The sequence below is a fragment of the Leucobacter sp. OLIS6 genome (assembly GCF_002752355.1).
Lineage (GTDB): Bacteria > Actinomycetota > Actinomycetes > Actinomycetales > Microbacteriaceae > Leucobacter.
Genome location: NZ_MRAV01000014.1, coordinates 212,373 through 224,696 on the forward strand (window position 1 = coordinate 212,373; position 12,324 = coordinate 224,696).

General features: G+C 69.8%; 10 protein-coding genes and 1 tRNA gene. 4 read left to right on the top strand and 7 right to left on the bottom strand.

Going from position 1 to position 12,324, the window contains the following annotated elements:
* Positions 1–12 precede the first annotated feature (12 nt).
* Positions 13–2,685: a transglycosylase domain-containing protein gene (locus tag BMH31_RS11060; RefSeq protein ID WP_241898253.1), complete on the bottom strand. Its 2,673-nt coding sequence runs from the start codon at positions 2,683–2,685 to the stop codon at positions 13–15.
* A 125-nt stretch (positions 2,686–2,810) separates the two neighbouring features.
* On the bottom strand, positions 2,811–3,722 hold the full coding sequence (locus BMH31_RS11065; RefSeq protein ID WP_099725185.1) for an AsnC family transcriptional regulator: 912 nt from the start codon (positions 3,720–3,722) through the stop codon (positions 2,811–2,813).
* Between the two features lie 249 nt (positions 3,723–3,971).
* Here BMH31_RS11065 and BMH31_RS11070 point away from each other — a divergent pair, with 249 nt between their 5' ends.
* Positions 3,972–5,531, top strand: coding sequence for a cytosine permease (locus BMH31_RS11070; RefSeq protein ID WP_099725184.1), 1,560 nt, complete (start codon positions 3,972–3,974; stop codon positions 5,529–5,531).
* Positions 5,528–6,631 (top strand): alcohol dehydrogenase catalytic domain-containing protein, encoded by a 1,104-nt coding sequence (locus BMH31_RS11075; RefSeq protein WP_099725183.1) that lies wholly within the window; start codon positions 5,528–5,530, stop codon positions 6,629–6,631. The genes BMH31_RS11070 and BMH31_RS11075 overlap by 4 nt, the downstream gene beginning before the upstream one ends.
* A 100-nt stretch (positions 6,632–6,731) precedes the next feature.
* Here the strand turns inward: BMH31_RS11075 and BMH31_RS11080 are convergent.
* Both BMH31_RS11080 and BMH31_RS11085 read right to left on the bottom strand, forming a co-directional pair.
* Positions 6,732–6,807, bottom strand: a tRNA-His gene (locus tag BMH31_RS11080).
* Between the two features lie 48 nt (positions 6,808–6,855).
* Positions 6,856–7,353, bottom strand: coding sequence for a hypothetical protein (locus BMH31_RS11085; RefSeq protein WP_099725182.1), 498 nt, complete (start codon positions 7,351–7,353; stop codon positions 6,856–6,858).
* Positions 7,354–7,516: 163 nt separating this feature from the next.
* Between BMH31_RS11085 and BMH31_RS11090 the strand changes: the two genes are divergently transcribed.
* Together BMH31_RS11090 and BMH31_RS11095 are read left to right on the top strand one after the other, a co-directional pair.
* Positions 7,517–8,752 (top strand): histidine kinase, encoded by a 1,236-nt coding sequence (locus tag BMH31_RS11090; protein WP_158234972.1) that lies wholly within the window; start codon positions 7,517–7,519, stop codon positions 8,750–8,752.
* Positions 8,749–9,486: a response regulator transcription factor gene (locus BMH31_RS11095; protein WP_099725180.1), complete on the top strand. Its 738-nt coding sequence runs from the start codon at positions 8,749–8,751 to the stop codon at positions 9,484–9,486. Before BMH31_RS11090 ends, BMH31_RS11095 begins: the two co-directional genes overlap by 4 nt.
* On the opposite strand, the gene BMH31_RS11100 is transcribed toward BMH31_RS11095, so the two are convergent.
* The 3 genes from BMH31_RS11100 to BMH31_RS15760 are packed head-to-tail and all read right to left on the bottom strand — an operon-like array spanning position 9,480 to position 12,317.
* Positions 9,480–9,959, bottom strand: a complete 480-nt coding sequence (locus tag BMH31_RS11100; RefSeq protein ID WP_099725179.1) for a GtrA family protein — start codon at positions 9,957–9,959, stop codon at positions 9,480–9,482. The two genes, BMH31_RS11095 and BMH31_RS11100, sit on opposite strands and share 7 nt — an antisense overlap.
* Positions 9,952–10,713 carry a polyprenol monophosphomannose synthase gene (locus BMH31_RS15755; protein ID WP_241898254.1) on the bottom strand — a complete coding sequence of 254 codons (762 nt, stop codon included), beginning with the start codon at positions 10,711–10,713 and terminating at the stop codon, positions 9,952–9,954. The genes BMH31_RS11100 and BMH31_RS15755 overlap by 8 nt, the downstream gene beginning before the upstream one ends.
* Positions 10,710–12,317, bottom strand: a complete 1,608-nt coding sequence (locus BMH31_RS15760) for a hypothetical protein (protein WP_241898255.1) — start codon at positions 12,315–12,317, stop codon at positions 10,710–10,712. Before BMH31_RS15760 ends, BMH31_RS15755 begins: the two co-directional genes overlap by 4 nt.
* Between the last annotated feature and the right edge of the window lie 7 nt (positions 12,318–12,324).

A 12,324-nucleotide genomic window follows, 5' to 3' on the forward strand; every position in this document is an offset into this window, starting at 1 on the left:
CGACGGCCCCGGTCACCGTCCGCAGCTGAGGGTCAGCGTGATCTGGGAGCTCTGTTTCGCTTCCTTGCCGCTGCCGGGGCTGACCGACTTGACGGTGTCCTTGCCGGGGTCGGGCTTGCCGCTTCCCGTGTCGCACTGCAGCACGACCTTCGTGAATCCGGCGCCGGCGAGGGCGCTCTGAGCGTCTGCGCCGGTCCGTCCGGTCAGCCCGTCGGGCACCTTGGCGAGGTTCCCGCTGCTGCGGATCAGGGAGATCGTGGAGCCGGCCTGCACCGCGCTGCCCGCAGCCGGGTCGGTCTTGGCGACCATGCCCTTCGCAACCGCGGAATCGGTGGTTCCGCCGTCGACCACGGTGAAGCCCGCAGCGGTGAGCGCGCTCGTCGCCTGCTCGACGGACTTCCCGGTGACATCGGGCACCTGCTGGGTGGTGATGCGGAGTGCGGACTCCGAGGGTTCGGGGAACGCGTCACCCCCATACTTCCGATCGGCCTCGTTCATCAGAGCCGGCCAGATGGTCTGGTCGGCGTACATCAGATTCCCGAAGAAGCGGGTCGATACGCGCTCGCACGTATTCGCGTCGCGCGGGTTCGCGCACGTCGGACCCACGTTGCCCACCCAGGTCGCCGTCGCGACCTTGGTGCTGGCGCCCACGGTCCAGTTGTCGACCACGTCGTCGGTGGTGCCGGTCTTCGCCAGGTGCGGGACGCCGGTGGAGGAGGCCGCGTGACTCGCGAGGCCGTTGGTCACCGTGTACTGCAGCGTGTAGGCGACGCCCGCGGCGACCTCGGGCGAGATCGCGTTGGTGCACTTGCTCTTGGTGAAGTCGACGGGCTTGCCGTCGGGGCCCGTGATCGACTCGATCGGCACGGGCGTGCAGACCTTGCCGCCGCCGGCGAACGCGGCGTAGGCGGATGCCATGGTGATCGGGGCGATCTCGTCGACGCCCGCGAAGGTGTTCGAGGGCACCATCGAAAGATCGCGGAAGCTGCCGGTGAGGGTCGGGACGAACGGCTTCTTCGGATCCTCTTCGCTCTTCGGGAGGTCCGATGCGCGGTGAATGCCGAGATCCTTCGCGGTCTGGAAGATCTCGCACAGGTCGAGCTTCTGCGCCATCGAGACGACGCCGCCGTTGATCGAATTCGCGATCGTGGTCCGCACCGATTGCGTACCGCGGATGCCGAGGTTGTCGTTCGAGAAGGTCCACGGTCCGTAGCTGTAGACGCCATCGGTCATGCACGAGGCGCGGAAGGACTGCTGCAGCACGGTGCGGCCGTTGACGTTGAGGACGTCCCGCACGGAGTTCCCGCTCTTGAGCCACTGGGTCAGCGTGATCGGCTTGAACGTCGAGCCGACCTGGAATCCGTTCGATCCGCCGTACTCGAAATCGGTGTTCCAGTTGATGCTCGTGTAGGTCGGGTGCTTCTTGAGGAAGTCGCCGTCGTCGCTGAACGGTCGGCTCTGCACCATGGCGAGCACCTTGCCGGTGTCGACCTGCACCGAGGAGCTGGCACCGCCGGCGTCGATCCCGTCGATCCGCTGCGGCACGGTGTCGTGCATCGCCCGGAGGCCCGCCGCCTGCATGTCGAGGTCGATGGTGGTCATGATCTGGTAGCCGCCGCGGCGGAACTTGAACATGCGCTCCTCGGCCGTCGCGCCGAAGCTCGGGTCGTTGCGGATGTAGCGCTGGACGTAGTCGCAGAAGTGGCCGAGACCGTAGTTGCCCTCGGCGACCGAGCAGCCCGGCCGGCGCGGAGTGATCTTCGGCGTGACCGGGGTCGCCTTCGCCTCGTCGTACTGGGCTTGCGTGATCTTGCCATGGCGGAGCATGGAGCCGAGGATCTTGTTGCGGCGCTCGGTGTTCCGCGCCACATTCTCGGGCAGGTCGATCTGCAGCTGCGCCGGGTTGTTCACGATCGCGACGAGGCTCGCCGCCTCCGCGAGGGTGACATCCTTCGCCGACTTGCCGTAGAAGTACCGGGCTGCCGACTCGATGCCGTAGACCTGGCGGCCGAACAGCGCGATGTTGAGGTAGCCGAGGAGGATCTCATCCTTCGAGTACTTCTTCTCGATGCTGATCGCGAGCTTCATCTCCTTGAGCTTGCGATCGGCGGTCTGCTTCATCGCGTCGTTGTAGGCGGCCTTGCGCTTCTTCTCGTCGATGATCGCCTGCGACTCCTGGATCAGCACGTTGCGCACGTACTGCATCGACACCGTCGAGGCGCCGGAGATGTTCTTCTTCGCGAGGTTCTGCAGGATCGCTCGACCGGTCGAGATGATGTCGACCCCGCCGTGCGAATAGAAGCGCGGGTCCTCCTCGGCGACGACCGCGTCCTTCACGTACTGGGAGATGGCGTCCCAGGGCACCGTCCTGCGGTCCTGGTCGTAAAAGGTCGCCAACTGGACGGTCTTGCCGCCCTTCTTGGCGTAGAGGGTCGAGGGCTGGGCGAGCTCACCGGGGTTGAGGTGATCCGGCAGGTTCTCGAAGATCTTGATCGCCGAGGTCGCTCCGGCTCCGGTGAGCGCGACGACCGGGGTGATGGCTGCGGTGAGCAGCACGCCGGCTACGACGCTCATGGCGATGGCGCCGAGCAGGCTCGCGAGCACCCCTCCGAGGCTCCGCGGTTTCGTCGTGCGGACTCCGGTGGAATGCATGCGAGACGGGCGTGATGAATCTCGTTCGGGCATGCGCAGATTCTATGGGAGTATTTCTGCGAGAAATGAATTTCGTCACGGGAATGTGACCATACGAAAACGATATGCGGTTTATGCTATTTGATTTTCGGAAAACCTGAATCGGTTTTCGAGCGGGATCACCCGATCACGAGGGCGGACAGGCCGTAGAGCTCCTTGGTGATCCGCAGGTGGGACCAGGCGTCGACGAGCGCGACCTGTTCGATGCGGCGCAGCGCATCGAGCTTGGCGAGCTGGCCCTCCGGGGTCTCGGCCGAGATCGTCGAGATGAGATCGTACGAACCGCTCGACGAGGCGAGGAACTCCGGGGCGACCGTGCAGACGCGGTCGATGATGTCCGCCGTCAGTTCTCCGCGGATCCGGATCCCGAGGCCGAGCGGGGGCGGGCCCACCTGATGGTCGCGGACGGGTAGACCGACGACCTTGACCGCCCGGTTCTGGAGCAGGCGGTGCAGGCGGTTCCTGGCGCTCGCGGGGGAGACGCCGCCGGCTGCGCCGAGCTCTCGGAACGTCGCACGCCCGTTGTGCTCGAGCGCCGCGATGATCCCGCGATCCACCTGATCGATGCGCAGCGACGCGGCCGCCGGATCGGGGAGCGGCGAATCGATGTTGACGAAGATCCGCTCGTAGACGTTGCAGGAGATGCCGCTCACGCCGGGGATCGAGCGGATCTCGCCGAGCACCCGCTGGTGGTCCGCGTCCGAGCCGACCCGGACCTCGGCGTCGACGCCCGCGGTGCCCGCGAGGGCCGAGACGAAGCAGGTCTCCGGCATCGCGTTCAGGGCGTCGAGGATCGGCCCGCTCGGGCCGGAGGACTGGATGAGGAGGTAGGAATAGCGGGTGATGCCGAGCAGGTCGGGGCTGACGGTCGCGGTCAGTCGGATCCGCTGCTCGCGCACGGCGTCCTCGACGATCGTCGCGACGAGCTGCCTCGGCATGCCGAGGCGGTTCGCGATGCCGGTGTAGCTGGCCCGGCCGTCCTGGCGCACCTCCCGCAGGACCCGTCGTGCGAGCTCCTCGTTCGCCGTCACTGCGCCCCCATTCGGTTCGAATCGCTCGAAAGTCGCGCGATCTGCCTGCGCAAAAATATTGACCTTCGGTGCCTGAGCATAGTTTACGTGCTCATTCGGGGCATTCCTGAAACGTATGAGCAGTCTGTGGTGAACCAGCCTGCGTTTTCGGTGGAAACCATGCCGACGGGCTTCTACAGTTGCCCGAGTCGGTTCGATTCCGGGAGCGCCCCGGGACCGGACGACCCGGAACTCGAAGAGGAGCACTCCATGTCGGAGCAGACAGCAGAGCAGGCGGCGACCTTCGCCGTCGAGGCGCACGGGATCGACCCGATCCCGGAATCGGAGCGGTGGGCGAAACCGCGGGACATCTTCGGGCTCATCTTCGGCGGTGCGAACAGCGTCTCGACCGCCGTGCTCGGAACCTTCCCGGTGGTCTTCGGGCTCACCTTCTGGGACGGGGTGCTCGCGATCGTGATCGGCGTGCTCGTCGGATCGCTCATCCTCTCGCCCATGGTGCTCTTCGGGCCGAAGAACGGCACCAACAATGCGGTCTCGTCGTCCGCCCACTTCGGTGCGCACGGGCGCCTGATCGGATCCCTGCTGGCGCTCCTCGGCGCCTTCACCTTCCTCGCACTCGCGGTCTGGGCATCGGGCGACGCGCTCCTCGCGTCCGTCGCGCGGCTCTTCGGCTTCGAGCAGACCGGCCTGCTCTCGGGTCTCGTGTACGCGCTGATGGCCCTGCTGCTGATCGTGATCTGCGTCTACGGCTACCGGATGCTCGTGGTCCTGAACCGCTTCGTGCCGATCCTCGTCGGAGCGCTCTTCGTCGTCGGGATCGTGGTCTACGCGAGCCAGGCCGACTTCGGTGCGGTGCTCGCGCACCGGGTCGCCGATCGGTGGAGCGATCCCGTGTACATCGCGGGCTTCTTCGGCTCGGTGCTCGTCGCCATGTCCTGCCCGATCTCGTACGGCCCCTTCCTCGGCGACTACTCGCGCTACGTCGCGCGCTCCGTACCCCGCAGGTCCCTCATCGTCGCCGTCGTGCTCGCGCAGCTCGCCTGCCTGGGAGCCTTCCTCTTCGGCCACGTCACCGCGTCGGTCATCTCGGTCGGTTCGCCCGAGCTCATCGCCGGAGGCGACTACGTGGGCGGGCTCGTCGCCAGCGCGCCCACGTGGTTCTTCGTGCCGCTCGCCGTCATCGGCGTGCTCGGCGGCGTGACCACGGGCACGAGCCTGCTCTACGGGACCGGGCTCGACTTCTCGAGCATCGTCGTGGTCATGGGGCGCGTCGCCTCGACCGCCCTCATCGGCGCGATCACCGTCGTGTTCGTCCTGGTCGGCAAGTTCGTGTTCGACATGGTGCAGAGCGTCACCACGCTCTCAGTGCTGCTGGTGGTCTGCACGGTGCCGTGGATCGCGATCATGCTGATCGGCTACGTCGTCCGGCGCGGCTGGTACGACGTCGAGCCGCTGCTGGTGTTCAGCCGCCGCGAGACGGGCGGGATCTACTGGTTCCAGCACGGCTGGAACGTCAATGCGGTCATCGCCTGGGCCGTCGGGGCGATCGCCGGCGTGATGTTCGTCAATCTGCCCGGCCAGTTCGTGGGCCTCTGGGGAGGGGTCGCCGGAGGCGCCGACGTGAGCCTGCCGGTGGCGCTGCTGCTGTCGAGCCTCCTCTACTGGGGACTGCTGCGTATCAACCCCGACCCCGACTACGTATTCGGCCCCGAGGGTCCGCGCGGGGTCCCATCCCGATCGGGCGCCCAGGCGCCGGCGATCGTCCACCGGGGCGCGTCCGCCCCCATCATCGAAGGAGCATCCGCATGACCGCTCGCACGAGCGCCGCAGCCATCTACTCGGGCACCGGGGACGAGGTGGAGATCGGCCGGATCGAAGTGGCGGCACCGCGCCGCGGCGAGGTGCTCGTGCGCGTGCGCGCCTCGGGCATCTGCGGGTCCGACCGGCACGTGCTCGACGGCGAATGGAACGTCCCCTCGCCGACGGTGATGGGGCACGAGGGCGCCGGCATCGTCGAGGAACTGGGCGAGGGCGTGACCGGCCTTGCTGTGGGCGACCACGTCGCGCTCGTCTGGAACCAGGCTTGCGGCAGCTGCGTGAACTGCCAGTCGGGCACACCCTGGGCCTGCACCGATCTGCGTTCGAACGAGTGCGTGATGCCGGACGGCACCACCCGCCTGTCGCGAACCGGCGAAGACGTCTTCCCCTATCTCGCCGTCGGATCGATGAGCGAGTACGCGGTCGTGCCCGCGAGCGCTGCGATCCGCATGCCCGAGGACCTCCCCTTCGATGTCGCCGCGCTGATCGGCTGCTCGGTGAACACGGGGATCGGTGCGGTGCTGAACAATGCCCGGGTGACCTCGGGGGAGTCCGCCGTTGTCGTCGGCTGCGGTGGAGTCGGACTGTCGATCCTGATGGGCCTGCGGCTCGCCGGCGCGCACCCGATCGTCGCGGTGGACCGCAATCCCGAGAAGCTCGAGCTCGCGCTGCGGGCGGGCGCCACGCACGCGCTGCTCGCCGACGACGCCACGGCGGCGGAGATCCAGCGGATCACCGGGGGCGGCGCCGACGTCGCCTTCGAGGCGATCGGCAATGCGCGCACGATCCCCGAGCTGCCGTCGCACGTCCGCGTGGGCGGACGGGCGGTCCTCGTCGGCATGCCGCCGGAGGATTCGATGATCCCGTTCGACGTGCTCGATCTCTGCTACCGCGGCATCACGATCATCGCCTCCAACTATGGGGGCAGCGTGCCTGCGCGGGACTTCCCGCGCTATGCGGCGCTGTACCTCGCGGGCCGGCTCCCGCTCGACCTGCTGATCTCGAATCGGATCCCGCTCGAAGGGGTCAACGGCGCCTTCGCCGCGATGCGCGCGGGCTCGGAGGCGCGGAGCGTGGTGCTGTTCGACTGAACCGTGCGCCCGGGCCATTGGGGCCCGGGCGCATTCCCTGCAGCACCAGGCCTGAGAAAACAAAACAGCCCCCGACTCTGAAGTCGGGGGCTGTTTGACTTGGGGTGGCTAACGGGACTTGAACCCGCGACCACCGGCACCACAAGCCGGTGCTCTACCGACTGAGCTATAGCCACCATGCGTACCCTGCGAGCAAGCTCACGAGGCAACCCTGCAAGCATAGCCTATGCACGGGCTTCGTCGCCAAATGCGCCACGCCGAGAGTCCGCGGGGGCCGTGAGGTGCAGCAGACGGGCCCGGCGGCTCAGGAGCAGACGCTGCACGAGCAGCACGACACCGAAGTAGACGAGGAGGGTCGCGGTGCCGAAGCCGCGTGTGTGCGTGAAGAACTCGAAGACGAGGTGCTGGCCGATGCCGACGATCCAGAGCAGCAGGGTCCAGACGGTGCCCTGCGTGAGCACCGCGTCGCCGTCGCGCCACAGTCGCACGGTGTGGGCGCGTACCGCGGCGAGTCCGGTACCGACGACGAGGCTGGCGAGGCCGAGCGCGACATCGAGTCCGTCGATGCGGGTGTCCTGCGCGAACTGCGCGGTCTGCGCGGCACCGATCATGAGCAGGATCAGCGCGAGAGCGGGGCGATCCTTGAGCGGACGCACGGAGAGCTGGCGCACGAGCAGCCAGACCACGGCGATGAGCGCGGGGATGTACGAGGTGTAGGACACGGGGTGCTCCTGGTCGGTCGGGAACGGGATGCTCCCAGCCTCGCGCGGTGCCGGTCCGGGGGCATGCACCCGCGGGTGGAGATCCGGGTGGAGATCGGGTCGGGCAGGTGGAGATCAGCGCGCGCGGGTGCCGGACGGGGGATGCCGACGGCAGAATGAGGGCATGCAGAATCCACTGGTGCTCGTGCCGGGCCGGCCCTGGAGCACGATCGTGCTCCAGGCGACGGTGATCGGCCTGAGCGTCTGGCTCCTCGCGCTGCAATCGTCCCCGCTCTGGGCGACGGTCCTGCTCTCGCTCTCGCTCGCCCTCCTGGCCGTGCGGCTGATCGCGCTGATCGCGATCCCCACGACCGGGCCGAGCTCGCTCACGACGGGGAACCCGGACCCGCGCCTGCGTCGATGGGAGGTGCTGATGGCTGCCGCTGCCGGTGCCGCGGCGCTGCTGGCGAGCGCGAGCTCCGGGGCGACGAACGGGATCGGCACGTTCCCCGCGGCGGTGGCCGCGGCGATCCTCCTCTCGGAGATCGCCGCCCCGATCGGCGCGGCCCTCGCCGTCTGCGGCGCGGCGATCCTGCTGCACTGCCTCGGCGCCGGCTTCGCCGGAGCGTCCATCTCGCAGCTGGTGAACACGCTCTTCGGCCTCGGGATCGGCATCGCGGCCGGACTGGGCTGGCGACAGCGGGCCGCCACCGCCCGGGACCGGGCGCGCGCAGCGGAGCGTGAGCTCGCACTTCGCGACGAGGCGCGCAAGCGCTCGCTCGCACGTGATCTGCACGATGTGCTCGCGCACAGCCTCGGGAGCCTGGTGGTGCAGCTCGACGCCGTCGCGCTGCAGATCGAGGCCGGACGGATTGAGGCCGCCGGCGAGCGGGTCGCCGCGGCCCGGGAGCTCGCGGTCGAGGGCCTCCGGGAGGCACGCGCGGCGGTGCATGCCCTGCGCGAGGGGAACGACGAAGCCCCGGTCCCGTGGCCGATCCTGCGGGATCGCATCGGCTCGATCGCGAGCGCCGTGGGAGGGGACCTCGAAGCGGTGCTGCCCGAGGGCGTCGAACTGCGGGCGAAGACGGTGTCCGCGGCGTCGGCGATGGCGATCGAACGGGCGGCGCAGGAAGGGCTCGCGAACGCTCGGAAGCACGGGGGAGGCACGACGCGCCTGCTGCTCGAGCCCGGAACCGATACGGTGCGACTGCGCGTCGAGAACGCGCTCGCGCAGGGCGGGCATGTCACCGAGATCCCAGGTGGCGGCTTCGGTCTGCGAGGCCTGCGTGAGCGGGTGCTCTCGCTCGGCCCGCCCGCCGCGATGGAGGCCGGCGAGCACGCGTTCGATGACGAATCGGGGCTGCGTCTGCGGCGATTCGTGCTGTCGGTGACGGTGCCGTTCCTCGGGGCCGCAGCATGACCGGTACCGAGCCCGCACCCATCCGGGTGCTCGTCGCCGACGACCAGGACATCGTGCGCGACGGCCTCGTCACGATCCTCGACCTCAGCCCCGAGCTCGCGGTCGTCGGCGAGGCGGCGACGGGCGAGCGCGCGGTCGAACTCGCGGGCGAGACCCGACCCGATGTCGTGCTCATGGACCTGCGGATGCCCGGCATCGGCGGCGTCGAGGCGACACGGCGGTTGCGGTCCGAGCACCCCGGGATCGCCGTGCTCGTGCTGACGACCTTCGACGACGGCGCCTCGCTGCGCTCCGCTCTGGCCGCCGGTGCGCGCGGCTTCCTCACCAAGGACGCCGGCCGGGTGCAGCTCGTGGACGCGATCCGCTCCGTGGCCCGGGGCGGGACCGTGTTCTCGGAGTCCGCGGCCGGGCAGCTGGTGCGTGCGTTCGTCGGCGGAGGCGCCGATGGGACGCCCGCGCCGGGCAGCGGGCCGCTGGGCTCGCGGGAGGTCTCGGCCGAGGGCGCTCCCGTCGACGCGGCTGCGCTCAGGGCGGGGTTCCCGGAGCTCACGCCCCGCGAGCGCGAGGTGCTTGCGGCCATCGCCTCGGGGGCGAGCAACGCCGAGATCGCAGCGTCGTTCTTCATCTCGGTCGCGACGGTGAAGAGCCACGTCAACGCGCTGTTCGCGAAGCTCGGGGCGGGCAGCCGGGCCGAGGCGATCGGGCTCGTGCGCGGTCGGCTGCGCGGCTACTGAACGCGGTCCTCGGCGGGGATGCGGCGCTCGGCGAACACCCACCACCGGTAGGCCGCGAACCGGACGGCCGAGCCGAGCGCCAGCCCGATGAAGTTCGCCGAGATGTTGTCGGCGAGCACCGACCGCAGGTCGAGCACGTAGTGGGAGATCCAGAGGCAGAGCAGCGAGACGCCGCTGCCGATGAGGCTCGCGATGAGGAACTCGACGGCCTCGCGCGCGGTGTTCCGCCGGCGGGACGACCGGAAGGTCCACCAGCGGTTGCCCATCCAATTGACCGCGATCGCCGCGAGCACCGAGAAGCACTTCGCGATGATCGGCCACTGGTCCGCGAGCCCGGTCGGCGGGTGCGCGCGCAGCAGGTTGAACAGGCCGACGTCGACCACGAATCCGAAGCCGCCGACGATGGCGAACTGGAAGAGCTGGCGCACGAGCGTGCGCACCCCGTCCGTGCGTCGGCGCGGGTGATCAAGCACGGGCTTCGCTTCGGGAGATCTGCGGCAGCGGCTTCGGGCGGCGGAACAAGCGGGAGAGGCCCCAGCCGGTCACCCGCCGGAACGCCTCCAGCACGATGGGGAGCGACATCTTCGAGACGCCGTGCATCCGATCGTCGAAGGTGATCGGGACCTCGGCGATACGGCAGCCCGAGCGCGCCGCCCGGTCGAGCATCTCGATCTGGAAGCAGTAGCCGCGGCTCGTGACGAGGCCGGGTCCGATCGCGTCCAGCGCGTCCGCGGTGAAGGCGCGGAATCCGCCGGTGATGTCCTTCTGGGGGAGTCTCAGCAGCGTTCCGGCGTAGCGACTGCCGACGCGGGAGATCCGCTTGCGGTACCAGGGCCAGTGCCCGCCGAGACCGCCGCCGGGCACCCAGCGCGATCCCACCGCGACGTCCGCCGTGTCGAGCGCGGCGAGCAGCGCGGGCAGATCCTCGGGGCGGTGCGAACCATCGGCGTCGGACTGCACGATGACGCGGTAGCCGAGTTCGCGGGCGCGGGCGAAACCGGCGACGTAGGCGGGGCCGAGACCGCCCTTGCCCGGCCGGTGCAGCACGTGGAAGGCCGGGTCCGCGGAGGCGTAGCGGTCGGCGATGCGGCCGGTGCCGTCGGGGGATGCGTCGTCGACGACGAGGATCGCGGCCTCGGGCAGCACCGCCTGGATCCGGGACACCATGCGCGGCAGATTCTCCGCCTCGTTGTAGGTCGGGAGCACCACGACCGCGCGACCGTTCACGGGTTCCCTCCTGTTGTCTTCTCGAACCGCAGCACCTCGGTGCGCGGCAGTATCGTCCGCTGCACCAGCCGGTAGCCGGCGTCCATGAGCGTCAGAGTATCGGCGGCCGTGTGCCCCGCGGCTGGGCGTTCGATGAGCCAGATCCGCCGTGCGGTGAGCTCCGGGGCGACATCCGACACCGGAGCGAGCGTATCCCACAGTCCGGCTTTGCGGTCGTATGCGGCTCGGAGCTGTGGGTCCGCCAGGCCGGTGAAACGGTCCTGGTACAGCCGGTACACGAGTCGCGGGTTGCGCGAGGGGCGCACCGATTCGCCGAACAGCAGCGCGTCCCCGGGCCCGGCGTCCGCGGCGATGACGTCGGCGGCGGCGCGGAAGTCGGCGCCGCCGTCCTTCGCGAACTCGGTGCGCTGGGAGGCGTAGTGCGGCGCGGCCGCGACGGCCACGGCGAGGAGCCCGCAGATCACCAGCGATGCCGAAGCGCCCGGGCCGCGCGCGATCAAGCCGGCCAGGGCGACGAGGCCCGCTCCCGCGAGCAGGGCGGCGGCCGGCAGCGAGTAGGCGGTGTACCGCATGTTGTAGGTCGGCGCGATCGCAATGTCCAGCAGCACGAGCGCGAGGGTCGGCAGTAGCAGCCAGACGAGCGTCGGCCAGATCGCGGGTACCGATCGGGACGCGTGCGGATCCGACTCGCGCGTGCCCGCGGCGGCGCCGAGGCCGGCGGCCAACCGGCCGAGCGAGCCCCGGCGGCCGTGCGAGAGCGACGCGACGGTGCCGATCAGGATCGGGGTCCACAGCACGATCGCGGTTCCGGGAGTGCTGAACCACTGGGTCGCGAGGATGTTCTGCAGGGTCAGGTAGCCGCGGTTGGCGAGGAACGCGACCTGATCCTTCTGCGCGAGGGTGAGGACGACGAACGGCAGCGACAGTGCTGCGGCCGCGATGGTCGCGCGGAGCCAGCCGCGCAGCACGCGGGTGCGGGCGGCCCGGGTCGGGGGCAGCGCCGGATCCGCGCCGACGCGGGTCGCGGTGAGTGCGGCCACCAGGTGCACGGCGGGCAGGAAGAGCAGGTACAGGAAGAGGGCGCCCGATGCGACCGTGGCGACCGCGTAGCCGATCCATTCCCACCGGCGGGCTCCGCCGCGGCGGATGATCGACGAGACCCAGAGCGTCAGCCAGACCGCGGCGGCGATCGAGAGCGCGTAGCTGCGTGCCTCGACCGCGAGGTCGGTCGTGCGCGGCAGCAGGGCGAAGACGATGCCGGCCGTGACGCCGACGCTCGGCTTCCACCAGCGGGCCCCGAGGATCACGATTCCCGCGGCCGCGATGCCGATCGCGATCGCGCTGAGGGAGCGGGTCGCCGCCTCGCTCGGGCCGAGCAGATCGACCCAGACGTGCAGCAGCAGGTAGTAGGCACCGTGCACCGCGTCCACGTGCAGCAGCTCGGCGGGGAGCGAGCGCAGGGGCCGCACGGCCGACATCAGGCTGGCCGCTTCGTCGCCCCAGTAGGAGGGGATCCAGGAGCCCCAGAAACCGAGCAGCGCGGCGAACGCTCCGATCACCGGTGCGACCCAGCGCGACGGAGTGCGCGCGGTGGAAACGGTCATCCGTCCA

What these genes read in the sequence shown, in the direction of transcription:
- BMH31_RS11075 (WP_099725183.1), top strand. Translation starts at nt 5,528, where the DNA reads ATGACCGCTCGCACGAGCGCCGCAGCCATCTACTCGGGCACCGGGGAC.
- BMH31_RS15760 (WP_241898255.1), bottom strand. Translation starts at nt 12,317, where the DNA reads ATGACCGTTTCCACCGCGCGCACTCCGTCGCGCTGGGTCGCACCGGTG.
- BMH31_RS11095 (WP_099725180.1), top strand. Translation starts at nt 8,749, where the DNA reads ATGACCGGTACCGAGCCCGCACCCATCCGGGTGCTCGTCGCCGACGAC.
- BMH31_RS11060 (WP_241898253.1), bottom strand. Translation starts at nt 2,685, where the DNA reads ATGCCCGAACGAGATTCATCACGCCCGTCTCGCATGCATTCCACCGGA.
- BMH31_RS11090 (WP_158234972.1), top strand. Translation starts at nt 7,517, where the DNA reads ATGCAGAATCCACTGGTGCTCGTGCCGGGCCGGCCCTGGAGCACGATC.
- BMH31_RS11070 (WP_099725184.1), top strand. Translation starts at nt 3,972, where the DNA reads ATGTCGGAGCAGACAGCAGAGCAGGCGGCGACCTTCGCCGTCGAGGCG.